We start from the raw sequence: 25,725 nt of genomic DNA on the forward strand, positions 1-25,725 counted from the left end.
GCATATCGTCATTTACCGACTCCCAACAATTAATATAAAACCGTCATTAAATGTATAGGGCAAAACGTTCAGCATAACTCATCGACAACTCACTACAGGGTGCCGGATGATCTATTTTTGCAACGAATCTATCCTTTATTAGCCTCTCGTAAACGCATCAAGTAATTCATACAGAAAAGGCTTCATGGTTATCAAGCTGTATAAGCAAGGGACAACGACACCGAAAATTCATGCCGACTCCTTGGGCAGCTCCTTCCAGCATTACGGAGAAAAGATCTCGCTGGTCAGCTTGGGGATCAGCGTCTCAACCATACAGCGATGGCGTTACAAAAAACCCGCGGCTAACCGCGGGCAAGATCGAAACACTGGCAGGCGATGACTGGCTTGGCGTCCTGTTCCTAGAACCATACCTCGCTCTGGACGCCGAAGGCCCATTCACCTCCCGTGAAACCTGCACTCCCAAGCGCATCTTCATCCGAGAAGTCATTGAGCTCCTCATCCCAGTCACTCCAGGACGCGAACAGGCGGATTTCCGGACGTTTCCAGAAGCCACCGACTTCAGGCTTGAAGGTCGGCGCGATGGTGAATTTTCGATAGCTCCCTTCCACGGCAGTGCCTGAGGCACCGGGGTCAAGATCCATCCATTGATAGCTGAGTTCATATTGCATCTCGAAATTCGCCGTCAGCTCATTGGCCAGACGCGCATTGAACGTCGCCCAGGAGTATTCGTCGCCTTCGGCATAACGGTCTTCACTGACTTCCGCCAGCACGGCCGGTGCCAGACGCCACTTGGGCGCGAGATAGGTCGTGCCATACAGACCGAGTCGAGTCGAGGTCGCGTCATCTGTCAGATTCCCGTCCCCCCCGATGACCTTCGTCTCCGCGCCAAGCCCTCGGCCATGCAGCACGGCGGCCTTGAAACTGCCGTCGGCGAGACCAAAGAAGCTGTCGCCATGATAGGCCAGCATGGTATGGAACCCGGAATCCGCGGCTGTGGCGCCCGTGTCCATGGCGCGCTCTTCGTTGTCTGCGGCAGACAATGCACTGACCATCCACTGCCAGTTGCCGACGTAGTTGTTCATCGTGAAGGTCAGGTTGTCGGTATCGCCGCCAGTGTCGGAATCCTCGGTCGGATATTCACTGTAACTGCGTCCGTAGACCGAGAAGTTGGCTTTCCAGTCATCGGTGAGCTGGACGTCGTAGATACCCGCGCCGGTGCCGGCAAGGAAGATGAAGTCACTGTCGAGCCAGTGGATGTCGAAGTTGTCCCGATCGAAGCGCTTGCCGGCCCAGATGGCGGAATTCTCGAAGGCGCCAGTGAAGCTCGGCAGATCGCTCAATTCCACGTAGACCTGTCGTACGTTCAGGCTGGACTCGTCCGAGGTCCAGTCGTTGCTGGTCTCCACCCCGTCGGCAATCATGGTGCGGTAGTGCGCCTTTGCCCCGTTGTCGTAGCGGGTCTTGTAGTTGAGCACCGTCTCGACATAGGTATCGGGCTCATTCCCCAGCCGCCCGACCGCTCCCCCCACCGACCCCGCCGGGGTGAGATAGGGGCCGCCATCAATGCTCTTGCCCCCCTCCCCGATCAGGAGACCTGAGCGGGCATAGGCATTGAAGGAGAAACCTTCCTCGCCACTGGCCTGACGCTCCACGGCGGCCAGACGCTCTTCGAGGTCCTCGGTCTGCGCGGTCACGCGCGCGGGTTGATCAGTCTCATTCGTTCGGCGCTGAACGGCCATCGCCTGCTCTGCCTCGGCGGCGCGGCGCTCAGCCGCTCTGGCCCGCTGTTCGGCGTCATTGATGCGCTGCTCCAGCTCTGCGAGCCGCGCCTCGATGTCGCCCGTACTGTCGGCAGTGGCGAGACCACTGGTACTCATGATGGCAATGGCAACAGCCATGGCCAGAGGGGCCTTGAGCGGGCGCTGGGGGGAAGTAGTCATATTGGAGAGAGCCTTTGTTGTTGTTGACGAATCACTCGCTTGGCGATGATCAGCGAAGTGGCGCCTTCGTCATTGGCGTTGTCGTAGGCGCCATACTCACTTAATCGTTTAAGACCCTAGTGGCAATCTGGCCTCTCAGACACACGACCTATGTCGAAATTCGACCAAAGGGGAGCGATCACCGCGTAAAACTCACATTTCTGGCGACATATCAGCGACAGCAAGACCAAAGTTCAGGTTGCGGATATCGACGCCAATCGCTTGACTGTGATCACGCCTTAATCGTTTAAGAAGCACCATCGGACAACCTCAGGATTCTCCCCCGCCAGATGGCCGATGAATGCCCAACAACAACAAGTGACGAGGATTTGCCATGCAACGCAAGACACTGATCGCCTCAAGTTTCGCCCTGCTGGGAGCGGCCACCACCGCCCCCGCCATGGCCGCGGACCTGACCATCTCCTGCGGCGCGGTCGGGGCCGAGCTGGAACTCTGTGAACAGGGCGTCGCGGCCTGGGAGGAAAAGACCGGCCATGACGTCGACATCGTTTCCACGCCCAATTCCTCGACGGAACGCCTCTCGCTCTACCAGCAGATTCTGTCGGCCCAGTCCGGGGATATCGACGTCCTGCAGATCGATGTGGTCTGGCCGGGGCTGCTCGCCAATCACCTGCTTGATCTGCACCAGACGCTCGGCGAAAAGGCGGCGCAGGGCCACTTCGCGACCATCGTCGACAACAACACGGTGGATGGCCGCCTGGTGGCCATGCCCTGGTTCACGGATGCCGGGGTGCTCTACTACCGCAAGGACCTGCTGGAGAAGTACGGCTTCGCACCTCCCGAGACATGGCAGGAATTGACAGAGACCGCCACGCAGATCCAGGCGAAGGAGCGTGAGGCCGGCAGCGAGAAGATGTGGGGGTACGTCTTCCAGGGACGTGCCTATGAGGGCCTGACCTGCAACGCCCTGGAGTGGGTCGCCAGCAATGACGGCGGCGCCATTGTCGATGCCGATGGCGAGATCACCATCGACAACCCCAACACGGCCTCGGCACTCGACCTGGCCGCCAGCTGGATCGGCGAGATCACCCCGCAGGGCGCACTCAATTATTCCGAGGAAGAAGCCCGCGGCATCTTCCAGTCCGGCAACGCCGTCTTCATGCGCAACTGGCCCTACGCCTGGTCGCTGACCCAGAGCGATGACAGCAAGGTGGCCGGCAAGGTCGGGGTGGTCAAGCTGCCCCATGGCGCCGAGGGCGAGAGTGCCGCGGCGCTGGGCGGCTGGAACCTGGCGGTCTCGAAGTACAGCGAGAATCCCGAGCTCGCCTCTCAGCTGGTGGCCTTCCTCACCGGTGAACCCGAGCAGAAACGCCGAGCCATCCAGGCCGCCTACAACCCGACCCTCACGGCGCTGTATCAGGACGAGGAGGTGCTCACCGCCGTGCCCTTCTTCGGCACGCTCTACGACACCTTCACCAATGCCGTGGCCCGTCCGTCAGCCGTCACCGGAGACAACTACGGCCAGGTGAGCAATGCCTTCTTCAACGCGACCCATAGCGTGCTGAGCGGCGAGCAGAGCGGTGCCCAGGCGGTTGCCCAGCTCAAGAGCGAACTGTCACGCATCAAACGTCGTCGCTGGTAACCCGGGAGGTTTCGCATGACAACCACGCTCAATGAGTCAGTGTCGACGGGCTCGCCCTCGGCCAGGACTCGCAAACGCGGCACCAAGGTCAGACGCCAGCGGGTACGCGCGGCCTGGACCTATCTCGCCCCGATGCTGGTCGCGCTGGCACTGGTGGCCGGCTGGCCCCTGCTGAGAACCTTCTATCTCAGCCTGACCGATGCCTCGCTCTCGGACACGACCGGTGCCGCCTTCATCGGCTTCGAGAACTATCTCGTGAAGGACGACGGCGTCTGGTACGGCCTGCTGGCTGACCCGGTGTGGTGGAACTCCGTCTGGAACACCGTCTACTTCAGCGTCATCTCGGTGTCGCTGGAAGTCGTCTTCGGCATCATCGTGGCGCTGCTCCTGAATGCCGAATTCAAGGGGCGCATGCTGGTCCGGGCCGCGGTGCTGATTCCCTGGGCCATCCCGACCATCGTCTCCGCCAAGATGTGGGCCTGGATGCTCAATGACCAGTTCGGAATCATCAACCACCTGCTGATGGGGCTGGGGCTGATCGATGCGCCCCTGGCCTGGACGGCGGATGCCGATCTGTCGATGTGGGCCGTGATCATGGTCGATGTCTGGAAGACCATCCCCTTCGTGGCACTGCTGGTACTCGCCGCGCTGCAGATGCTGCCCAAGGACTGCTATGAGGCCGCCGAGGTCGATGGCATCCACCCGGTGAAGGTGTTCTTCCGTGTCACCCTGCCATTGATCACCCCGGCCCTGCTGGTGGCCGTGATCTTCCGCCTTCTCGATGCACTGCGCGTCTTCGACGTCATCTATGTGCTGACCTCCAACTCGTCGAGCACCATGACCATGTCCATCTACGCCCGCCAGCAACTGGTGGAGTTCCAGGACGTGGGCTACGGCAGTGCCGCCTCCACGATGCTGTTCCTGATCATCGCGCTGGCCGTCGTGGTCTACCTCTACCTTGGCCGCCGCCAACTGGGAGTGGAGAAATGAATCAGACTCCGATGAACCGCTACCAGCTGACCCGACTCGCCAAGCATGTCGGCAAATGGGCCTTGATCGCCGTCATCATCGTCTACGCCGTGTTCCCCTTCTATTACGCGGTGATCACCTCACTGAAACCGTCCAGTGAGCTGTTCGAGGTCAACTACTGGCTGACCTCGCTGGACTTCAGCAACTATGCCCAGATCTTCGCGCAGAAGAGCTTCCTGCAGGCGATCGGCAACTCGATCCTGATCGCCTTGAGCGTCGTGTTGATCGCGCTACTGCTGGGCATCACCGCCTCCTATGCGCTGGGACGCGTGCGCTTTCGCGGTCGCTCCACCGTGATGCTGATCATCCTCGGGGTCTCGATGTTCCCTCAGGTCGCAGTGCTCTCCGGGCTGTTCGAGGTGATTCGCAGCCTGAATCTCTACAACAACCCCGGTGGCCTGATTCTCAGTTACACCATCTTCACGCTGCCCTTCACCGTCTGGGTACTGACGACCTTCATGCGTCAGCTGCCCATGGAACTGGAAGAGGCCGCGATCATGGACGGCGCCACGCCGTGGGAGACCATCACCAAGGTCTTCCTGCCCCTGATGTGGCCGGCCATGGCCACCACCGGGTTGCTCGCCTTCATCGCGGCCTGGAACGAGTTCCTGTTCGCCTTGACCTTCACGCTGACCGACAGCGAACGCACCGTGCCGGTCGCCATCGCCCTGATCTCCGGCGGCAGCCAGCATGAGCTCCCCTGGGGCCCGATCATGGCCGCCTCCGTCACCGTCACCATACCGCTGGTCATCCTGGTGATGATCTTCCAGCGCCGCATCGTCTCCGGCCTGACCGCCGGCGCCGTCAAAGGATAATCGTCATGTCATTGCTCGAAGCCCAAATGCAGACCTCCTCCAGCTGGTGGCGCGGTGGCGTCATCTACCAGATCTACCCGCGCAGCTTCCTGGACAGCAACGGCGATGGCATCGGCGATCTGCCGGGCATCACCGCCAGACTCGATTACGTGGCATCGCTGGGCGTGGATGGCATCTGGCTGTCGCCCATCTTCACCTCCCCGATGCTCGACTTCGGGTATGACATCAGCGACTACCGGGATGTCGACCCGATGTTTGGCACCCTGGAGGACTTCAAGACCCTGCTGGAGCGCGCCCATTCCCTGGGCCTGAAGGTCATGATCGACCAGGTGATCAGCCACACCTCCGATGAGCATCCCTGGTTCCAGCAAAGCCGTCAGGACCGCACGAATGACAAGGCCGACTGGTTCGTGTGGGCAGACCCCAAGCCCGACGGCACGCCGCCCAACAACTGGCTGTCGATCTTCGGCGGCTCGGCCTGGACCTTCGATTCACGTCGCCAGCAGTATTACCTGCACAACTTCCTGACCAGCCAGCCCGACGTGAACTTCCACCACCCGGAGGCCCGACAGGCACAGCTCGACAACATGCGCTTCTGGCTTGAGTTGGGTGTGGATGGCTTCCGCCTGGATACCGTCAACTTCTACTTCCATGATCAGGCCCTGCGCGACAACCCGCCGGTGCCGGCGGGCGAGGCCAAGACACTGGGCGCGCCGGATTCCAACCCCTATACCTGGCAGCGACACGTCTATGACCTGAGCCGTCCGGAAAACCTCGACTTCCTGAAAGCGCTGCGCGCCCTGATGGATGAATACCCCGGCACCACCACGGTGGGCGAAATCGGTGATGACAAGCCGCTGGAGCGCATGGCGGAGTACACCGCCGGGGGCGACAAGCTGCACATGGCCTACGGGTTTGATCTGCTCAATGCGCCGCACTCTGCAGGCTATCTCCGCGAAGTCATCGAGCGCTTCCAGCGTCTGGCCGGCGATGCCTGGCCGTGCTGGGCGCTGTCGAACCACGACGTCGTGCGCAGCGCCACACGCTGGGGCGCCGACGAAGACCCGGTGGCCTACCCCAAGGTCGCTCTGGCCATGGTGCTGTCACTGCGCGGCAGCGTCTGCCTCTACCAGGGTGAGGAGCTGGGCCTGCCGGAAGCCGACGTGCCCTTCGAGCGCATTCAGGACCCCTACGGCAAGGTGCTGTGGCCGGAATTCAAGGGCCGCGACGGTTGCCGGACCCCCATGCCCTGGCGTCAGACGGACCAGGGGGACTTCTCGAGTGTCGAGCCCTGGCTGCCGGTCGATGAACGCCACCTCCCCCTGGCCGTGGCCAATCAGGAAGACGACGCCAACTCGGTCTTGCATGCCACCCGCGCCCTGCTGAATTTCCGCCATCAGCATCCGGTATTGCGTGAGGGAGACATTCAGCTGGTGGACGTGGGGGACGAGCTGCTGGGCTTCCTGCGCGAGCATGACGGCACGCGCATGCTGTGCCTCTTCAATCTCACGGGCGCTGAACAGGTCACCGCACTACCGCAAGCCTACGCCGGCAGCGCGCGTCTGCTCGAAGGCGCAGGCTTTACTGCCGAGCTGGACACGGCCCAGTCCCAGGCGGCGCGGCTGGTGCTTCCCGCCTATCAGGCTGCCTTCCTGGCACTCGACTAACCTTCTTTCGAAAGCCGGTGCCGAGCACCGGCTGGGAGTCGCAAGATGACAAGCGTAACCCTCTCCAAGATCAACAAGACCTTCGGCAGCACGCACATCATCAAGGATCTGGATCTCAAGATCGGCAGCGGCGAATTCGTGGTCTTCGTCGGGCCGTCAGGCTGTGGCAAGTCGACCCTGTTGCGCCTGATCGCCGGACTGGAATCGATCACCGACGGTGAGATGCATATCGCCGGCGATCTGGTCAATGACCTTCCCCCGCGTGAGCGTGGCGTGGGCATGGTCTTCCAGTCCTATGCCCTCTACCCGCACATGACGGTGTACGAGAACATGGCCTTCGGCCTCAAGCTTGCCAAGACCGACAAGGAAAGCGTCGAACAACGCGTGATGGAGACGGCACGCATCCTTCAGCTCGAGGAGTTGCTGCACCGCAAGCCCAAGGCGCTTTCCGGCGGCCAGCGACAGCGCGTCGCCATGGGGCGCGCCATGGCGCGTGAGCCGAAGATCCTGTTGTTCGATGAGCCGCTCTCCAACCTGGATGCCTCGCTGCGGGTGCAGATGCGCAATGAGATCGCCCGCCTGCACCACCGCCTGGGCTCCACCATGGTCTACGTCACCCACGACCAGGTCGAAGCCATGACGCTGGCCGACAAGATCGTGGTACTGCGTGATGGGCGTATCGAACAGGTCGGCAGCCCCCAGACGCTCTATCAGGCGCCGGCGACCCGCTTCGTGGCCGGCTTCATCGGCTCCCCGACCATGAATTTCCTGCCGGCAGAGCTGCTGCGGAGCGAGGGCAATGGCTGTCGCATCACGACAGCCGGGATCGGCGAGCTGGAGCTGCCTCGCGACGCCGGCGACGAACGCACCGGCAGCCGTCTGACGCTGGGGATTCGTCCCGAACACCTCTGCCTGGAAGAGGCCCGCGGCGACAACGCCTTCGAGATCGTCAACGTCGAGTACCTGGGCAACGAAGTCTACGTCTATCTCGACCCGAAAGACGGCGACAGCCTGCTGATCCACCGCAGCGAAGCTCCCAGTCAGTGGAAGATCGGTCAGCGCGTCGCACTGGTGCCGGACCTGGAGCACGTGCATCTGTTCGACAGTCAGGATCGCGCGCTGAGCCTGACCCGGCAACGCCAGGCAGCCTGACGTTCAGGGCCTGTTCTGCAGGGCTTTTTCTCGAGGACCTGACAGCCAGGACTGAGTATCCAGCGCCTGCTCACGGCGCCTCAGGCCAACCGCTTCATTCTCCGCAAGGACCGCACGGGCGGGAGCCATGGCTCCCGCCCAGGAGACTCGCATGTCCACGATTCGAGACACCCAGGTGTCGGCCCATGACTGGTGGCGCGGCGCCGTCATCTATCAGATCTACCCGCGCAGCTTTCAGGACAGCAATGGCGATGGCATCGGTGATCTGCCGGGCATCCTCGAGCGCCTGGATTACATCGCCTCGCTGAATGTCGATGCGATCTGGCTATCTCCCTTCTTTACCTCGCCCATGAAGGACTTCGGCTATGACATCAGCGACTATCGCGATGTCGACCCGATGTTCGGCACCCTGGAGGACGTCGACCGTCTGGTCGAGGCAGCGCATGCGCGCGGCCTGAAAGTCATCATCGACCAGGTACTCTCACATACCTCCGACGCCCACCCGTGGTTCGAGGAAAGCCGCCAGAGCCGCGATAACCCTCGCGCCGACTGGTATGTCTGGGCAGACCCCAGGCCCGATGGCGCGCCGCCCACCAACTGGCAATCGGTCTTCGGGGGTTCCGCCTGGCAATGGGACACTCGCCGCTGCCAGTACTACCTGCACAACTTCCTGACCGAGCAACCGGATCTCAACTTCCACCACCCTGAGGTCGTGACGGCCATTGTTGAAGAAGTGCGCTTCTGGCTGGAGCGGGGGGTGGATGGTTTCCGATTGGATGCCATCAATTTCTGCACACATGGTGAGCTGAAGGATAACCCGCCACGACGTGAGATCGCCGAGGGCTTCATTGGCGTGCGTCCGGACAACCCCTACGGCTATCAGCAACATCTCCATGACAAGACCCAGCCGGAGAATCTCGCCGTTCTCGAACGGCTACGACGTCTGCTCGATGAATACCCCGGCACCACCAGCGTCGGCGAGATCGGCGACGATGACTCCTTGCGCGTGATGGCCGAGTACACCCAGGGCGACCAGCGGCTGCACATGGCCTATTCCTTCGATCTGCTGACCGAGAACGCCTCGCCTGAGCACCTCCAGGCCACCGTACGCTCGATGGAAGCGCAGATCGGGGACGGCTGGCCGTGCTGGGCACTGGGAAACCACGATGTCACACGCCTGGCAACGCGCTGGGACGCTGAAGCCTCCCCGGCGCGCCTGCGCCTCTATCTCGCCTTTCTGCTGACCCAGCGCGGCAGCGTCTGTCTGTATCAGGGCGAAGAACTGGGGTTGAGTGAGGCCCAGCTGCGTCATGACCAGCTGGTGGACCCCGCCGGCATCACCTTCTGGCCACGCTACAAGGGGCGCGATGGCTGTCGGACCCCCATGCCGTGGCAGGCCGGTGAGTCACATGCTGGCTTCTCTCGCGTATCCCCCTGGTTGCCGGTCCCCGACGCCCATCATGCCTTGGCCGTCGACCATCAGGACAACGATCCGGCATCGCTGTTGAATGCCAGCCGAGACCTGCTTGCCTTCCGCCGCCGACACCCCGCCCTGATCCGAGGGGATATCCACTACCACTCGCTGCATGAGGAAGTCATCTGCTTCACGCGTCACTCAGGCGGCAAGTCGTTGCTGATCGCGCTCAACTTCTCTGCACAGGCCCTGACTCTGGAGACCGCCTGGCGAGCGGAAGCCCTCGAGGATGCCCCCGGCATGATCAATGGTCACTGGCAGGCAGGTCGCCTGACGCTGCCGCCCCACGGCGTTGCCATCGCGCGCTGTGTTGGCGAGGCGCACTGAATCTCCCTCTTGCCGATCACGCGACTCACACGGAGGTCACGATGACCCTGTCTCAACTCGATCCTGGCGCACGTCTCGACTGGTGGCGTGGTGCCACGATCTATCAGATATATCCCCGCAGTTTCATGGATGCCAACGGCGACGGCATCGGCGATCTGGCCGGCATCATCGAGCGCCTGCCCCATGTGGCCAGTCTCGGCGTGGATGCCATCTGGCTGTCGCCCTTCTTTACCTCGCCGATGAAGGATTTCGGCTATGACGTCGCGGACTATCGGGATGTCGACCCGATGTTCGGCCACCTGGACGATTTCAAGCGGCTGGTCTCGCAAGCCCATCAGCTGGGAGTGCGCGTGATCATCGACCAGGTGCTGTCTCACAGCTCCGATCAACACGTCTGGTTCCAGCAAAGCCGCAAGGACCGTCACAACGCCAAGGCCGACTGGTATGTCTGGGCTGACCCGCTCCCCGATGGCAATCCCCCCAACAACTGGATGGCGGCCTTCAGCGGTCGCGCCTGGACCTTCGATGCCAAGCGCCGCCAGTACTATCTGCACAACTTCCTGGCCAGTCAGCCGGATCTGAATTTCCATCATCCCGAGGTGCGCCAGGCGCAGCTGGACAACCTGCGTTTCTGGCTGGATCTGGGGGTGGATGGCTTCCGGTTCGACGTCGTCAATTACTACTTCCATGACCGCGCCCTGACCGACAACCCCGCAATGCCGCGCGAAGGCGTCAACCCGGGCAACCCGCAGAGTTATCAGCGGATGCAGCACAATATCGAGCAACCGGAGAATCTGGCGTATCTGGAGCGCATCCGCGACCTGCTCGATGAGTACCCGGGCGCCACCAGCGTCGGCGAGATCGCCGGCAATGACCCTCTCCCGACCATGGCCGCCTATACCGCCGGCCAACACCGCCTGCACATGGCCTACACCTTTGACCTGCTCAACAGTGATGGCGATGCCCGCGCGCTGTACGACGTGCTGACGCGCTTTGCCGAGCAGGGGGAAGACACCTGGCCTTGCTGGGCGCTGTCCAATCATGACGTGGAACGCAGTGCGACCAGCTGGGGAGAGTCGCGTGCCCTGCTCGCCCTGACGGTGCTGTGTTCGCTGCGTGGCAGCCTGTGCCTCTATCAGGGGGAAGAACTGGGACTCACAGAAGCGGAGCTGGCCTTCGAGGATCTGCAGGACCCCTTCGGCATCAACCTGTGGCCCGAGATCAAGGGCCGCGATGGCTGCCGCACGCCGATGGTCTGGGATGACAGCCCGGACGGTGGGTTCAGTCGTCGCGCGACGAAGTCCGGAGTCGAGGCTGAGGCCACACCCTGGCTACCGGTCTCCCCACGACAGTTGCCATTGTCGGTGGCGCAGCAGGAAAGGCGTGATGACAGCTTCCTGTCACGAGCGCGTCGCCTGCTGCGCTATCGCGGTACAAGCCAGGTGCTGCGCGAGGGCGATCAGACCCTGATTGCGCCCGAGCGGCTGCCTGACGACGTCTTCGCCAGCGTGCGTCAGCAAGGCGCGCAACGCCTGCTGTGTCTGGCTCACCTCGGGGCAGGCGACACGTCGAGCGTGATCGACCCGAGCCAACTCGCGCCAGACATCACCACCTGGACCGCCATCGAGATCGCCGGTGTCACGGCGACACACACCTCTCACCACCCCCTGTCGCTGATGCCAGGCAGCGCCATGTGGCTCGCCCTCAACTGACGCCTGGCGGATTCGATGATTCACGGGATGCTCGATGGATGACGGTCATCCCGGACGCCGCAACAACAATCACAATGATGGAGTCGCACGCCATGCCTTCTGTTATCAGCACCCCACGCCACCGGATGCTCACGACCCTCAAGGGTAGCGCCGGTGCCCTGCTGTTGAGCGGGGCCTCATTGACGGCACCACTCGCACTGGCCACCGAGGTCACGATTGCCTGTGGCCCCGGTGGAGATTCCGACATGTGCCCGGAGCTCGCCCAGCAATGGGCCGAGCAGTCCGGCAATCGCGTCAATGTGATCTCCACTCCCAACGACACCACCGAGAAGCTCTCGCTGTATCAGCAGCTGCTCAGCAGCGGCTCCAGCGACATCGATGTGCTGATCGTCGACATGGCGTGGCCGGGGCTGCTGGACGATCACCTGGTCGATCTTTCCCGCTACCTGCCCGACGACGCCACCGAGGGCTTCTTCCCCGCGCTGATCGACAACGGCACCGTGGAGGGCCGTCTGGTAGCCATGCCCTGGTACACCGACGCAGGCGTGCTCTATTACCGCAAGGACCTGCTGGAGAAATACGACCAGCAAGTGCCGGAGACCTGGCAGCAACTCACCGAGACGGCGCGTACGATCCAGGCGGCCGAACGCGACGCCGGCAATGCCGATTTCTGGGGATACAGCTTCCAGGGACGCGCCTATGAGGGGCTGACCTGCAACGCACTCGAGTGGGTCGCGAGTCAGGGCGGCGGCACCCTGGTGGATGATGCCGGTGAGGTCACCATCGACAACTCGCACGCCGCGCAGGCACTCGACCTTGCCGCCTCCTGGATCGGCAGCATCGCCCCGGAAGGCGCGCTGAATCATACCGAGGAGGAGTCACGCGGGCTGTTCCAGTCGGGCAATGCGCTGTTCCTGCGCAACTGGCCCTATGTCTGGAAGCTCAGCCAGGCCGAGGGCAGTCCGGTGGCCGGCAAGGTCGGCATGGCGCCCCTCCCCCATGGCTCACAGGGCGAATCCCGCGCGACCCTGGGCGGCTGGAATCTTGCAGTATCACGCTACTCGGAGCACCCGCAGGCCGCAGCGGAGCTGGTCGCCTATATCACCGCTGCCCCGCAGCAGAAGGCCCATGCCATGAAGATGGGACGCAACCCCACCATCGAACACCTCTATCAGGATGACGAGGTGCTGGCGAGCAATCCCTCGATGGGTGAGCTCTATGAAGCGCTCCGGACCGGCGTCGCGCGTCCGGCCTCGGTGACGGGTGACGCCTACGCTCGCGTCTCCAATGCCTTCTTCAACCGCACCCACCGTGTGCTTTCCGGCGAGGAGACGGGCACCCAGGCGGTGGAAGCGCTAGGCAAGGAGCTTGAGCGCATCGGCCGCCGGGGCTGGTAACACCACCGTCCCCCGCTCCGCCCAGACAACCCACTCTGACCGCACGCGGGAAGGCCTCTCTCATCCAGGCGAGGCCTTTCACGCCTGCCGGCTTCCCTGTGACTAGCGCCGCATCGACGACAAGGAACGTGCAATGACGCCTACCCAACTTCATCGCCATGCCGCACACGACTGGTGGCGTGGTGCAACGCTCTATCAGATCTATCCGCGTAGCTTCATGGACGCCAATGGCGACGGTGTCGGCGATATCGCCGGCATCATCCAACGCCTGGACTACCTCGCGACCTTGGGGGTGGACGCGATCTGGATCTCCCCCATCTTCACCTCGCCCATGCAGGACTTCGGGTATGACGTCTCGGACTACCGTGACATCGATCCCCTGTTCGGCACTCTGGAGGATTTCACGCGCCTCATCGCCCGCGCACATGAGCTCGGACTGGCCGTCATCATTGATCAGGTGCTGTCACACAGCTCCGATCAGCATGTGTGGTTCCGGGAAAGTCGCCAGTCCCGGGACAATGCCAAGGCTGACTGGTACGTCTGGGCTGACCCACGTCCGGATGGCAGCGCGCCCAACAACTGGCTAGCCGCCTTTGGTGGGCCGGCCTGGACCTTCGATTCGCGGCGCTGCCAGTACTATCTGCACAACTTCCTCGCCAGCCAGCCGGACCTCAACTTCCATCATCCCGAGGTGCGTCAGGCACAGCTCGGCAATCTGCGCTTCTGGCTGGAACTGGGCGTCGACGGATTCCGCTTCGACACCGCCAACTTCTACTTTCATGATCGGGCGCTCACAGACAACCCCCCGTCATCGGACGACTATCGTAGCCGCGGGCATCCCCGCAGCTATCAGCTGCTGAAGCACAATGCGGATCAGCCGGAGAATCTCGACTATCTGGAAGAGATTCGTGCCCTGCTGGACGAATACCCGGGCGCCACCAGTGTCGGCGAGGTCGGGGGCAGCGACCCGCTCCCCGCCATGGCAGCCTACACCGCGGGTCAGCACCGCCTGCACATGGCCTACACCTTCGACCTGCTCAACAGCACGGGAGATGCTATGGCATTGCACGCCGTTCTGGCACGCTTTGCCGACCATGGCGATGACGCCTGGCCGTGCTGGGCGCTGTCCAATCATGATGTTCCTCGCAGCGCCAGTCGCTGGGGTAGTGACCGTGCCCTGCTGGCACTGACGGTCCTCTGCTCATTGCGTGGCAGCCTCTGTCTCTATCAGGGCGAAGAGCTTGGATTCGAGGAAGCGGAGTTGAGCTACGCCGAACTGCAGGACCCCTTCGGAATCGCGCTCTGGCCCGAGGTAAAGGGACGCGATGGATGTCGCACGCCCATGGTGTGGGAGCCCCATTGCAACGGTGGCTTCTGCGCCGACTCCCTGTCGCCCTGGCTCCCCGTCCATGTTCCACATCAGTCACAGGCGGTCTCGTTGCAACAAGAGGCGCCCGAGAGTCTGCTGAATCACGTTCGCCAACTGCTGAGACTGCGTGGCGAAAACACGCTGCTCAAGACGGGGCAACAGACGCTCATCTCCCCGTCCGTGTTGCCGAAGGGTGTCTTTGGTGTGATACGTCACGACCGTCATCAGCGGATGATGTGCCTGGCCAACCTGGGACGCCAATCAGGCCACAAATCAGGCCACGACAACTCTCCCGTCATGCTCGATCTGACAGCCCTGCTGGGCTCGCGAACGCTGCATGGCCAGTGTCATGACCCGATAGAGATCGTCTCATTGCCCGGTATGGCCACGCCTATCCGTGAGGCAGGCCAATTGAGACTGTCGCCGGGGATGGCAGCCTGGCTGGTCGTGCCAGCCGATGCGTCGAGAGACCAGGATGGGTAAAGAAAAGGGCCAGCAAGGGGCGCTTGCGACCGACCACCTGCCCGGGGCATTGTCCCGGGCAGGTGGCGTGGAAAGGCAGCTCAGTCTGGTCGCACCGCCTCCATCACTTTCTGGGCATTTCTGGTACGTGGCGATATGCTATCTCTGCACTTAATCGTTCAAGCTTTTCATCTTCAGGAACCCGACGCCTGTGTCATCGCCTCGCCGTATCACTCTCAAGGAGCTAGCCGCAGAACTGGGCGTCTCCACCGCCAGTGTCTCCAACGCCTTCAACCGCCCCGACCAGCTCTCGCCTGCATTGCGCGAACGGATTCTCGAGGAGGCCAGACGGCTGGGCTATCGTGGTCCGGACGCCAAGGCGCGAAGCCTGCGTACGGGGCGCTCACGGATCATCGCCGTGGTACTCGCAGAGACATTGACCTACAGCCTCAAGGATGCCGTCGCCAGCGAGCTGTTGTCGGGCATCGCCGAAGTGCTGGACGCCCACGGCCATACCCTGCTGCTGCTCTCGGGTCGCCAGGATGCCTCTCAGGTGCCGGGGTCTTCCAGCATTGCCGATGGCTTCATCGTCTACGGGCTGATGGCCAGCATGGCGCTGGTGGAAGAACTCCAGAGCGCGGGTCACAAGCCCATCGTGGCGGTCGACTTCGATCTGGGCGACCACCCCGCCATCCACGTGGATGATGAGCCCGCCTGCTACGCCATCGCGCAACATGCCCTGAAGACACCCGCCAGTCGCATCGGCATCGTCAACCTGCGCCTGACCGAAACAGCCTGCAACGGCCGCATCACCGAGGCCCACGCGCTGCTCCCGGCGGGTCGAACCATCACCCGCTCGCGACTGGCGGGTTTTCATCGTGCGCTGGCTGAGCGGGATATCTCCCCCGATTCTGTGACGATGTGGAACATCGAGGAAAACACCTACGAGATCTGCGCGCCGGTGCTGGCAGAGATTCTGGATCTTCCGCCCAGTGAACGGCCAGACCTCCTGCTATGCATGTCCGACCGTATCGCGTTGACCGCCGTGACCTTGGCGGAACAACGTGGCATCCGGATTCCCGAAGACCTGCGTATCACCGGCTTTGATGGTATCGAGGAAGGGCAATATCGCTCACCTCGCCTGACCACGGTCCAGCAGGACAGTACCGAGAAAGGCCGCCTTGCCGCGCGAATGATTCTGGGGCTGGAACCCGCCTCGCCTCGCCTGCTCACGACTCGACTGATCCAGGGTGAAACCTGTCCGTGAAGAGACCTCGCGGAGAGTGACGCTATGGGGCGTGGCAGGTATCATCCCCAGCCCGTTCATCGCAGCCGAGGGAGGTTCCCATGCCGATCCTGCACAGCATCATTCACCGTATCGACAAGGGCAACAGCGAGACGCCGGCCCAGCTGGTGCCTGCCGCCACGACCCTGGCGGCATCCGATGCACTGGAGGATCTGGTGTCCGGGCTCAATGATGCCTACCACGGCAAGGCCAAGAACTGGGGCCGTTTCAATGAAGACGCGCCTGCTGCCTTCCCCACGGAACTGGCGGCCTTCCTCGCAGGTGATAGCGATTTCGCGAGCCTGACCCAGACGCTTGCCAGTCGTCTCATGCCGTTGATCGATGACAACCTCCCGACAGGCGGCCATCTGCTGGTGGTGGATCACCAACAGGGCGAGACGCGTCATCTGTTCATGGCGTTGCTGCATCATCGTGATGGCTTCGCGATCGACGAGACCCTTGCGGTGACGCCTGCCCGCCAGCTCAATCTGACCCAGATGTCTTTGGCCGCGCGACTGGATATCAGTCAGTGGCAAGGCAGTTCGACCTCTCACCCCTATCTGTCCTGGGCGCGTGATCGCGGACGCACCAAGCTCGCCGAGGCCTTCGCCGAAACGCTGGGCGCACAGGAGCAGCGGGATGCCGGTCAGGAAACCCGCACCCTGCTCAAGGCGTTCAGCGACTATGTCGAGAAGGAAGACATGGCCGAGGAAGCCAGCCGGCAGAAGACCGACACCTTGGTCGATTACGCCACCGATCAGGCCAAGCTCGGCGAGCCGATCACGCTGGATCAGTTGTCTGAGCTGATCGATGAAGAGCACCCGCAGGCCTTCTACGACCACATTCGCAACAGCGACTATGGGCTGTCACCGGAAATCCCGCCGGACAAGAAGACGCTCAACCAGTTCAAGCGTTTCACCGGGCGCGCCGCGGGCGTCTCGATCAGCTTTGACTCGCACCTGCTGGGTGACTCAGTGGAATACGATGAGGCCAGCGATCGTCTGATCATCAAACAGGTCCCGACGGGCCTGCGTGATCAGCTCAAGCAGCGCTAAGCCTCTGATCAGACAACATCGCCTGATGCATATCCGTCAGACACACGAAGGCCAGGCATCTGCCTGGCCTTCGTGTGTCTGACAAGAAACCGTGTGCCCCGGCCTTTACAGCCCTTCGAGAATCTCATTCATCTGGGCACGCACACTCTGCAAGCCATTGCCGGAGAGATACCAAAGCCCCGGGGATAGCGCGATAACACCAATGTCCGCCCCGCCAGCATCGGCCAGCGCGGACTTAAGCGCGTCAGCATCCATCGGGGTCTGGCCAATGGCAGCACTGCGATCAACCACATACAGAGCATCCGGCGCCATCTCGGCAATATTCGCTGGCGTCAGCGGGTAGAAAGTACGCACACCACGGCTGACCGGCTCCACGGAGTCAGGCAGCGCCGGCTGATCGATCTGCAGCAGCTCAGTGACAATCGACTCCTGGCGCAGAACATAACGACCGTCGTTATGGGTCACGACCAACGCGTCAAGATCTTCCGCCAGCCCTTCACGCGCCGTCGCGATATCCGACTCGAGCGCTGCCAGCTTCTCACGTGCCTTTTCCTCGACATGATACGGGGACGCCAAGCTCAGTACCTTGCCGCTCAGTGCTTCGAAGTAGTTGCCTTCTTCGAGAGTGACATCTCGCGTCTCCGCTACAGCCTTGAGCGCCTCAAGTGATCCAGATTGACGACCGGTGACCAGAATCAGGTCCGGCTCCAATCCCGCGATCGCCTCGACATCAGGCTCCTTGAGCCCGCCGATATCTGCCCGACCTTTGACCAGGTGTGACACATAGGCGGGCGCAGACTGATGTGGTACTCCGACGAGGTGCTCGGCTAATCCCAGCTCATCCAGCGTATCGGCGGCGCCCCAGTCCAAACTCACGACGGAAGGGCCATGCTCTCCCCCGGCGACTTCGTGTGCCTGAGCACTAAAAGGTAAAGCAGCCAACAACAGAGTAGAGACAGACAGGGTGAGCCCAGCGACGTTCATCGACATTCTCTTTTATTGAATAATAATTAATATCATTTGTATTTGCGATACTAGCACGACTGCTTCCCCAAAATCATGCAACTGTGCGTTGCACAACCCGCAATTTACGAGCAACCCCATGCCACTACCGAGAGTTGCGAAAAACGCAACTCTGACAGCAGAGAAACACACCTGAGCTAAAAAATACGAATGTTTATCATTTGTTTTCGTAAATACGAAAAAAAGATCGACATTGAAGCGATAGCGCCTGTCGCATTCCCTACCCGAAGTCGACGTCAACAGAGCGCTCAGTGGCCCACAACCCTAAAAAACCTCGTGGCTCAATAACGACATAATCGCGACCTCAAGGATCCAGGAACATGACAGTCCCCGCACTCCCCTTTGCTCGATCGGCCTTGGCTATCGGTATCGCCGCCGCTTGCCTACCTGCTGGCGTACAGGCTGACGAATCCAGCCAGTTGGAACCTGTGGTGGTGACAGCTTCCGGCTACGAACAGGTGATCTCGGATGCCCCTGCCAGTATCTCGGTCATTACCGGCGAGCAGCTCAACAAGCAGTCGTACACGGATATCACTGATGCCATGGATAATGTGCCTGGCGTCTATGTTACGGGGGGCGGGAATTCTCAGGACATCAGTATTCGAGGGATGGACAATAGCTACACGCTTTACATGATCGATGGCCGCCCGCTCTCGGCTGGCCGCTCCGTCAATACCAATGGCAATGATGAAGGCAAGCAGATTGGCCTCCCCCCGATCTCGATGATCGAGCGAGTGGAAGTGATTCGCGGACCGATGTCATCGCTGTACGGCTCACAAGCCATGGGCGGCGTCATCAACATCATCACCAAGAAGGTGGCGGATGATTGGTCGGGGTCTGTCACGACGGAATATACCCACTCGCTCAACGACATCAGCAACGACGGGCAGCAGCTGAGTTTCTATACCAGCGGGCCGCTCATCGAAGGCCTGCTCGGGCTCAAGGTTCACGGCAACTGGACCGGTTATGAAGAAAGCGATTACCAGGGCAGTGATGACAATGCCGAAAGCACGCCTGACAGCGACATTCGTCAAGGGGGGGCCGAATTCACGCTGACGCCGGATGAGGACAATGCGTTCACGCTCGGCTATACCGCGTCCAAGCAGGAATATACCCACAATGCCGGCGTGAGCATTGCGGATGATTCCGAAACCAGTCGCTATCGCTATGACAAGGACGTCTACACCCTCGGCCACAAGGGGAGTTACGGCAGCTTCCTCACGGACACCTATCTACAGCACGACATCTCGGAGAACGTGCTGGATTCCGATGACGAAAAGCGTGAAGAAGTCACCACGTTCAACAACCAGACCACATACTTCTGGGGCGATCATATGCTGACCTTCGGCGGTCAGTACAAATTCGAGCAGCTGACGGATGAGACCAATGGCTTGCTGGCCTCAAATGTCCCGGGGGCTGTTGATAACGTCGATCGCTGGATTGCCGCACTATTCGTCGAGATGGAGTGGAGTCTGACCGAGGACCTCAACGTCACCACCGGCTTGCGCTACGACGATGACGAGCTGTTTGGCGGACATCTCTCGCCACGCGTCTATGCCAATTATCACCTTGATCCACAATGGACGCTCAAGGGCGGGGTCTCCACGGGCTACAGCCAACCGAGTCTATCCGCTGCAACAGAGGGCTTCGGTCGTCGAACTGGCCAGGGCAGTGCCATCATCATCGGCAACGAGGAGCTGGATCCGGAAACCAGCACCAACTACGAGCTGGGCACCGTCTTCCAGAACCAGTCTGGCACGCTCAGCGCCGGCGCCACCCTGTTCTACACCCAGTTCAAGGACAAGATCTCAGAAGACCGCCTCTGCCAGGGTCCGGATGAAGGTTTCTCCGATCCCGCCTTCCGCGAGTGCAGCTATGCCGGCACTGACTACTATTTCGTCAGCACCTACCGCAACATCGACGAAGCTGTCATGCAGGGCATCGAGCTGTCACTGGACTATGCCATCACGCCAAGCGTGAACCTTAGCTCCAGCTACACCTACACCGACTCCGAGCAGAAAAGTGGTGAATTCAAGGGCGAGCCCTTGAACAAGATCCCGGAACATATGCTCAACGTGGCGCTGGACTGGCAAGCCACTCACGACCTCAACCTGTGGGCACAGGGGAACTACCGTGGCGAAACCAGTGATTACCTGTCACGTACCAGCATGAGCGAAGGCACGCCGAGCTATACCTTCTTCGATGTGGGTGTCGTCTATGCCTTGAACGAGAGCGCTCGCGTCAAGGCTGGCCTCTACAACATCGCTGACAAGGAAGTCACCAATGACACCTACGGCGTGGTGCTGGATGGCCGCCGGTTGAACCTTGGGCTGACCATGGACTTCTGACCCTCGACCAGATCCACTCATGCTTGCGCATCAAGGGGAGCCGAGGCTCCCCTTGATGCATTGCAGCTCATGGTTTCAAAACAAGACGTCAGTCATGGAGGCCGGTGTCTTCATCAGCAGCTTCCATCAGATCCACGAGACTCGCTGCCACTTTCCTCCAGCAACCACTCGCGAAAGGCTTGCACCTTGGCAAGCGTTGCCCCCCAGGCCGATGAATCACGTAATAGGCCAAGGAAGACGCGCATATCACCTCATCGAAAAGTCTCACCAGACGCCTTCAAGCAATTACATCGTGAGCCATTAACACACGAGCCAGTGCAATACCCTGCTTATCAATTGCAACCTGCAGCTCCGAAGCGGAGTTATTCACCGATGAACCATGACGTATTGCGAGTGGGTTACCTGGCAGTCGTTCTCAAGGATTGCTCGAACCTGTCCAGGAAGAGGTCGGCTTCCGAGCGCTCGATGCACAGTGGCGGGCGAATCTTCAAGGTACTGCCGGACTTGCCGGCCCCGCCGATCAACACGCCATTGCGCTTGAGGTCGTTGATCAACGCCGTGGTGCGCTGGGCGTCCGGCGCTCCGTCACGCGTCGGGTCACAGAGATCCAATCCCAGGAACAGCCCGGCGCCTCGTACATCGCTCACCTCCTCGAAACGTGCCTGAATATCTTGGAGCTGTCGCTTGAAGTACTCGCCTTGACGTGTGGCATTGGCCATCAGGTCTTGCTCGTCGATCACGTCCAGCACCGCCGTGCCCGCCGCCACGGCCACCGGTGAGCCGCCGAAGGTATTGAAGTAGCCCACATCGGCGTTCAGCACCGCCAGCAACTCCTCACGTGCCGCCAGCCCCGACATCGGGAAGCCATTGCCCATCGGTTTGCCCATGGTCACCACATCCGGCGTCACGCCGTGGCGCGAGAAGCCCCACATCCCCTGCCCCGTGCGCCCGAAGCCGGGCTGGACCTCATCGGAGATGAACAGCCCGCCCCGGGCCTGCAGGAGTTCGACCGCGGGCTTCAGGAAACCGGCGGGGTCGGCATAGATGCCATCGCTCGAGAAGATGGAGTCGACCAGCAGCGCCGCGCATCCATGGCCACGGGCCTCCAGCTGCTCGATGCCGAACCGCACCTGCTCGGCGAACCAGGCGGCCGGGTCTGCCTGCTCACTCATCCGGGAGATCGGCAGGATATGTACGTGATCCGGCGGCGTTCCCTGCTTGTAGGAGGATGGTGAGACTTCCGTCACGGCGGCCGTGTTGCCGTGGTAGGCCGCCTCGGTGACGATGATCCCCTGCCGGCCCGTCCAGCCACGCGCCAGCCTCAGCGCCATGTCATTGCTTTCACTGCCGGTACACATCATCACCAGTCGATTGAGCGTGCGCGGCAGCGTGTCCAGCAGGCGCTCGGCATAGCGATGGATGCCTTCGTGCAGATAGCGGTTGTGCACGTTGAGGGTCCCCATCTGTTCGGCGACCGCCTGGACCACGCGAGGATGGCAGTGGCCGATGGACGGCACATTGTTGTAGACGTCCAGGTAGCGCTTGCCTTGATCATCGAACAACCAGACCCGCTCCCCTCGTACGATGTGCAGCGGCTCCTCATAGAAGAGCATGGACGTCGGCCCTACCGTTTCCAGCCGCTTGCGCACCAGTGCGCCGATTCGCGCATCTGCCTTGTCGATGTGCGCCATGCTGAAGGCGTTCTGATCCAGAATCCCGCGTACCTTTTCCATCACGCCATCCTCACCTTGTCATTGATTGTCCGATCTGTACCTGTCCGAACAGTACTCGTCCGATCAACATCCGCCTGATCGTCGTGTTCTTGCATGCCCGGTGTCTGCACGCCCGGTGTCTGCACGCCCAGCGTCTGCACGACACCTTGCTGGCCCTCTCGTGACTGGCCCCCTCGTTGCTGAACATAGCGCCGCGCCATGATGGCCGTATCCCGGCTGAAACCATCACTCAGTGTCTTGCCTTCCTTGCTTTCCTGATGCGTGGCCAGCCAGGCACACAGCAGAATGCGACGCAGCATGATGAAGGTATCCAGCATTGCCTCATCTGCCGCCGAGAATTCGGCCACCGAGCGGTACCCCTTGATCCAGGCGTCTCTCAGCTGCGGGACGCACGGATCCATCTCGTGGAAGCTGATCGCCGCAGCGAAGTCATAGGCATACCAGCAGAAGCCGCAGTCATCGAAGTCGATGATCGCCATGCTGTCCCGTGATACCAGCAGGTTGGTCAAGCGCAGGTCGGCATGGACCAGACCGAAATGCTCTGGTGCCGTGCCATAAAGCGCGATTTCCGACTTGAGATAGGGGATGGCAGCATTGATGGCCTGGGCCTCTTCCACCGTCATGCGCGGCGCATTTCGCCAATCGCCCCACAGCCCACGGGGCGAGATCATGCTCTCCAGGTCCCAACGCTTGCGCACGAAGCCCTCCGGGGGCTGCCAGCGACGGCTGTGTTCGTGCAGCGTGGCATTCATCGCGCCCAGGCGTTCAAACCACTGCGGCAAGTCATCGCCGATATCCGGCTCACTGCCGACCACATGCTCGAAGGCCACCACGTGCAGGGATTGCCCGCCGGCGGAGATGCTCAACACAGGGCTGCCTGTCGTGGTCATGACCGGGGCCGGCGTATTGATCCGTGCCGTCGTGCGCAGGTCATCGATCCAGGCCAGCTCGGACTCTATCTCCTCCCGGCAGTGATAGTCCGGGCGGTGGACCCGAATGATGATCCTGCGTCCCGCCTCGTCATCCTCGGCCAGAAAGGTCGCGTTCTCTGACATGGTCAGCAGCGAGATCCGCGAGGTTTCCGCCATGTGCCATTTTTCCAGGCAAGTGACCAACTCGTGTCTTGTTTGATTTATCAGAGTTTCCGTATACATCTCACCACCTCGCTGACATGGGAAGACCGGGGATCTTGCGGTCTCGGTGTCACACTTCGTCTGCGGTCAGAAGCCAGTGGCCAATCTCACGACCCACGATCTGGCTCACGGCATGACTCTGTGCGCGAAAGTTGCATGACTCAGACTAACGACAGCGTGAGGTGATGCGTTATCAGCATCCGGCAAAGCTGAAAACACCAACAAGAACAATGAGTTGATTGATCAATGCACGAAGATGTATCACGAACGGACGACAGTGATGCCACCTGGCAGCACGGGATTTTCGAGCATGCACCAGGCAAGTGCACACGGGAGGCATGGGACGTCAATGAACAGGCGCATAACCTGACCGACTGGTCGCAACACTACGATCAGTACGGTCAGGGCGCCTTCTACGGACGTATCGATGAACTCCATCTGCCGGGAATGCAGGTATTCAAGGAATACACCAGCCAGGCATTGGACCAGCAATGTCATGTCTGGCCGGATTCGCTGTGGATCGGTATTCCCGCCGAGCGACAGCCCTGCCGGATCAATGGCTACGCGCTTGAGGCAGGCGATATCATGTGTCAGCCGGGCGGGCATGATTTCGCGCTGACCACGCCGGACGCTTTCGCGATCCACTGTCTCGTGCTGCGGCGTGACTGGCTGCTCAGGGTGGTGGGGGAATCGGCGCTGACACTGCTGGAGAGTGACCCGCAACACACGATGCGCCTCGGGGTATCGCAGAAGACTCGCCGCGCGGTCACCTTCCTGATGGAAAGACTGCTCAAGCGGCAGCGTCAGGGGTTCGAAGTTCAGGTGCATCAGGGCATCCTGTCACTGGCCGTGACCGCCATCCTCGAGGAAAGGATACCCCTCACCGACCGCTATCCCAGCTACCACCACCGACGGCAGGTCGTAGAGCGGGTGCGAGAGCATATGAACGGCGCAGCGCCTGTCCCGATCAGCATCGACATGCTCTGCGGCATCGCTCACGTCAGCCAGCGAACGCTGCACAACAGTTTCACCAGCATTCTCGGTATCAGCCCGATGCAGTTCATCCGCCTGAATCGCCTCAACCAGGTGCGGCGACGGCTGTGTGAACCTCAGGCAACGAGTACGATAGGACAGATCGCCAGCGACTGGGGCTTCTATCATCTGGGCCAGTTCGCGCAGGACTATCGCCGCCTGTTTGGCGAGAGCCCCTCGCACACCCTGTCGCGCCATCGACGCAAGAGGTAGGCAGCAACGGGCGATCGCAGCAGAAGACAGCAGCACAAGGTAGCCGAAGAAGGAGGCTGCAAAAGGTGACAGACGCGGGTGGCACAGGGAGACGTGCCCTGCCCATCCCCCAACACCTGCCCATATCAGGGACAGGTTTCCTCGGGGAGGAAAATGCATGACGGATCAGTTGTCACATGAACAGAATCATTTGCTAGCGGGATTGTCCGCCGAGACGACCCAACGCCTGGCAGCGCATCTGGAGCCGATCCATCTGTCGCTTGGCCAGGTGCTGTATACCGCGGGGAGTGCCTTGAGCCACGTGTACTTCCCGATTGATGCCATCGTGTCACTGCTTTACGTGACCAAAAATGGCGCATCCGCCGAGATCGCGGTCGTCGGCAACGAAGGCCTGGTGGGAATTGCGGTGTTCATGGGCGGCGAAAGCACCACCAGCCGTGCCATCGTGCAAAGCGCTGGCAAGGCGCTAAGACTGCCGGTGCATCACCTGAAGGCGGAATTCAACCGACATGGAGAAATGCTCCACCTCCTGCTGCGCTACACGCAATCCCTCATCACCCAGATGTCCCAGACAGCCGTCTGCAACCGACACCATTCAATCGATCAACAGCTGTGTCGCTGGTTATTGCTGTCACTGGACCGCCTGCCAGGCGATCAGCTGGACATGACACAGGAATTGATCGCCAACATGCTCGGGGTGCGCCGTGAGGGGGTCACGGAAGCCGCAGGAAAACTGCACAGGCAAGGTGTCATCGAATACCACCGAGGGCATATCACGGTACTCGACCGCCCCAGGCTGGAGCAGCTCTGCTGCGAGTGCTACGCGGTGGTAAAGAAGGAAAGTGATCGTCTGATGCCCTATTCCATGACACTGCCGATGACAGACACTTCAGGAGACGACACCCCTTCCCTGTGAG

General features: G+C 61.2%; 18 protein-coding genes. 14 read left to right on the top strand and 4 right to left on the bottom strand.

Annotated elements, in window-relative coordinates; translation table 11 throughout:
- Positions 1–398: 398 nt before the first annotated feature.
- Entirely contained in the window at positions 399–1,940 is a 1,542-nt protein-coding gene (locus tag HXS66_RS00395; RefSeq protein ID WP_255303009.1) for a carbohydrate porin, read from the bottom strand.
- Positions 1,941–2,313: 373 nt separating this feature from the next.
- Here HXS66_RS00395 and HXS66_RS00400 point away from each other — a divergent pair, with 373 nt between their 5' ends.
- The 11 genes from HXS66_RS00400 to HXS66_RS00450 all read left to right on the top strand — a co-directional run bounded on the left by HXS66_RS00400 (position 2,314) and on the right by HXS66_RS00450 (position 17,326).
- Entirely contained in the window at positions 2,314–3,582 is a 1,269-nt protein-coding gene (locus HXS66_RS00400) for an ABC transporter substrate-binding protein (RefSeq protein WP_176502614.1), read from the top strand.
- Between the two features lie 15 nt (positions 3,583–3,597).
- A complete protein-coding gene (locus HXS66_RS00405) occupies positions 3,598–4,572 on the top strand; it encodes a carbohydrate ABC transporter permease (protein WP_176493092.1) in 975 nt (324 codons plus the stop codon).
- 11 nt (positions 4,573–4,583) lie between these two features.
- Entirely contained in the window at positions 4,584–5,426 is an 843-nt protein-coding gene (locus tag HXS66_RS00410) for a carbohydrate ABC transporter permease (protein WP_216061623.1), read from the top strand.
- Between the two features lie 26 nt (positions 5,427–5,452).
- Complete coding sequence (locus HXS66_RS00415) at positions 5,453–7,093, top strand: alpha-glucosidase (RefSeq protein WP_176502874.1); 1,641 nt, start codon at positions 5,453–5,455, stop codon at positions 7,091–7,093.
- A 45-nt stretch (positions 7,094–7,138) separates the two neighbouring features.
- Complete coding sequence (locus tag HXS66_RS00420) at positions 7,139–8,245, top strand: ABC transporter ATP-binding protein (RefSeq protein WP_176502616.1); 1,107 nt, start codon at positions 7,139–7,141, stop codon at positions 8,243–8,245.
- A gap of 151 nt (positions 8,246–8,396) precedes the next feature.
- Complete coding sequence (locus HXS66_RS00425; protein WP_176502617.1) at positions 8,397–10,046, top strand: alpha-amylase family glycosyl hydrolase; 1,650 nt, start codon at positions 8,397–8,399, stop codon at positions 10,044–10,046.
- Between the two features lie 41 nt (positions 10,047–10,087).
- A complete protein-coding gene (locus HXS66_RS00430; RefSeq protein ID WP_176502618.1) occupies positions 10,088–11,758 on the top strand; it encodes an alpha-amylase family glycosyl hydrolase in 1,671 nt (556 codons plus the stop codon).
- A 125-nt stretch (positions 11,759–11,883) separates the two neighbouring features.
- Positions 11,884–13,155: an ABC transporter substrate-binding protein gene (locus HXS66_RS00435; RefSeq protein WP_084208938.1), complete on the top strand. Its 1,272-nt coding sequence runs from the start codon at positions 11,884–11,886 to the stop codon at positions 13,153–13,155.
- 133 nt (positions 13,156–13,288) lie between these two features.
- Positions 13,289–15,007, top strand: coding sequence for an alpha-amylase family glycosyl hydrolase (locus tag HXS66_RS00440; protein WP_176502619.1), 1,719 nt, complete (start codon positions 13,289–13,291; stop codon positions 15,005–15,007).
- Between the two features lie 190 nt (positions 15,008–15,197).
- Positions 15,198–16,253 (top strand): LacI family DNA-binding transcriptional regulator, encoded by a 1,056-nt coding sequence (locus HXS66_RS00445; RefSeq protein WP_176502620.1) that lies wholly within the window; start codon positions 15,198–15,200, stop codon positions 16,251–16,253.
- Between the two features lie 80 nt (positions 16,254–16,333).
- On the top strand, positions 16,334–17,326 hold the full coding sequence (locus HXS66_RS00450) for a nucleoid-associated protein (RefSeq protein ID WP_084208943.1): 993 nt from the start codon (positions 16,334–16,336) through the stop codon (positions 17,324–17,326).
- Positions 17,327–17,431: 105 nt separating this feature from the next.
- Here the strand turns inward: HXS66_RS00450 and HXS66_RS00455 are convergent, their stop codons facing one another.
- Positions 17,432–18,202 (bottom strand): ABC transporter substrate-binding protein, encoded by a 771-nt coding sequence (locus tag HXS66_RS00455; RefSeq protein ID WP_176502621.1) that lies wholly within the window; start codon positions 18,200–18,202, stop codon positions 17,432–17,434.
- 467 nt (positions 18,203–18,669) lie between these two features.
- On the opposite strand from HXS66_RS00455, the gene HXS66_RS00460 reads away from it, so the two are divergent.
- The gene (locus HXS66_RS00460) at positions 18,670–20,697 is read left to right on the top strand and encodes a TonB-dependent receptor domain-containing protein (protein ID WP_176493087.1); all 2,028 of its coding nucleotides are present in this window, start codon (positions 18,670–18,672) and stop codon (positions 20,695–20,697) included.
- A 398-nt stretch (positions 20,698–21,095) separates the two neighbouring features.
- On the opposite strand, the gene HXS66_RS00465 is transcribed toward HXS66_RS00460, so the two are convergent.
- Together HXS66_RS00465 and HXS66_RS00470 are read right to left on the bottom strand one after the other, a co-directional pair.
- Complete coding sequence (locus HXS66_RS00465; RefSeq protein ID WP_176502622.1) at positions 21,096–22,430, bottom strand: aspartate aminotransferase family protein; 1,335 nt, start codon at positions 22,428–22,430, stop codon at positions 21,096–21,098.
- Positions 22,430–23,518, bottom strand: a complete 1,089-nt coding sequence (locus HXS66_RS00470; protein ID WP_255303014.1) for a phosphotransferase enzyme family protein — start codon at positions 23,516–23,518, stop codon at positions 22,430–22,432. Before HXS66_RS00470 ends, HXS66_RS00465 begins: the two co-directional genes overlap by 1 nt.
- Before the next feature lie 291 nt (positions 23,519–23,809).
- Here HXS66_RS00470 and HXS66_RS00475 point away from each other — a divergent pair, with 291 nt between their 5' ends.
- Entirely contained in the window at positions 23,810–24,808 is a 999-nt protein-coding gene (locus tag HXS66_RS00475) for a helix-turn-helix domain-containing protein (RefSeq protein ID WP_176502624.1), read from the top strand.
- A gap of 157 nt (positions 24,809–24,965) precedes the next feature.
- Positions 24,966–25,724 (top strand): Crp/Fnr family transcriptional regulator, encoded by a 759-nt coding sequence (locus HXS66_RS00480; RefSeq protein WP_176502625.1) that lies wholly within the window; start codon positions 24,966–24,968, stop codon positions 25,722–25,724.
- Position 25,725 lies beyond the last annotated feature (1 nt).

Source organism: Cobetia sp. 5-11-6-3 (assembly GCF_013374055.1).
GTDB lineage: Bacteria > Pseudomonadota > Gammaproteobacteria > Pseudomonadales > Halomonadaceae > Cobetia > Cobetia marina.

Excerpts from the sequence above, each read along its gene's own strand:
- HXS66_RS00425 (WP_176502617.1), top strand. The coding sequence starts at position 8,397 with ATGTCCACGATTCGAGACACCCAGGTGTCGGCCCATGACTGGTGGCGC.
- HXS66_RS00465 (WP_176502622.1), bottom strand. The coding sequence starts at position 22,430 with ATGGAAAAGGTACGCGGGATTCTGGATCAGAACGCCTTCAGCATGGCG.
- HXS66_RS00440 (WP_176502619.1), top strand. The coding sequence starts at position 13,289 with ATGACGCCTACCCAACTTCATCGCCATGCCGCACACGACTGGTGGCGT.
- HXS66_RS00460 (WP_176493087.1), top strand. The coding sequence starts at position 18,670 with ATGACAGTCCCCGCACTCCCCTTTGCTCGATCGGCCTTGGCTATCGGT.
- HXS66_RS00415 (WP_176502874.1), top strand. The coding sequence starts at position 5,453 with ATGCAGACCTCCTCCAGCTGGTGGCGCGGTGGCGTCATCTACCAGATC.
- HXS66_RS00430 (WP_176502618.1), top strand. The coding sequence starts at position 10,088 with ATGACCCTGTCTCAACTCGATCCTGGCGCACGTCTCGACTGGTGGCGT.
- HXS66_RS00450 (WP_084208943.1), top strand. The coding sequence starts at position 16,334 with ATGCCGATCCTGCACAGCATCATTCACCGTATCGACAAGGGCAACAGC.
- HXS66_RS00470 (WP_255303014.1), bottom strand. The coding sequence starts at position 23,518 with ATGGCGGAAACCTCGCGGATCTCGCTGCTGACCATGTCAGAGAACGCG.
- HXS66_RS00405 (WP_176493092.1), top strand. The coding sequence starts at position 3,598 with ATGACAACCACGCTCAATGAGTCAGTGTCGACGGGCTCGCCCTCGGCC.
- HXS66_RS00420 (WP_176502616.1), top strand. The coding sequence starts at position 7,139 with ATGACAAGCGTAACCCTCTCCAAGATCAACAAGACCTTCGGCAGCACG.
- HXS66_RS00435 (WP_084208938.1), top strand. The coding sequence starts at position 11,884 with ATGCTCACGACCCTCAAGGGTAGCGCCGGTGCCCTGCTGTTGAGCGGG.
- HXS66_RS00480 (WP_176502625.1), top strand. The coding sequence starts at position 24,966 with ATGACGGATCAGTTGTCACATGAACAGAATCATTTGCTAGCGGGATTG.
- HXS66_RS00395 (WP_255303009.1), bottom strand. The coding sequence starts at position 1,940 with ATGACTACTTCCCCCCAGCGCCCGCTCAAGGCCCCTCTGGCCATGGCT.
- HXS66_RS00400 (WP_176502614.1), top strand. The coding sequence starts at position 2,314 with ATGCAACGCAAGACACTGATCGCCTCAAGTTTCGCCCTGCTGGGAGCG.
- HXS66_RS00410 (WP_216061623.1), top strand. The coding sequence starts at position 4,584 with ATGAACCGCTACCAGCTGACCCGACTCGCCAAGCATGTCGGCAAATGG.
- HXS66_RS00475 (WP_176502624.1), top strand. The coding sequence starts at position 23,810 with ATGCACGAAGATGTATCACGAACGGACGACAGTGATGCCACCTGGCAG.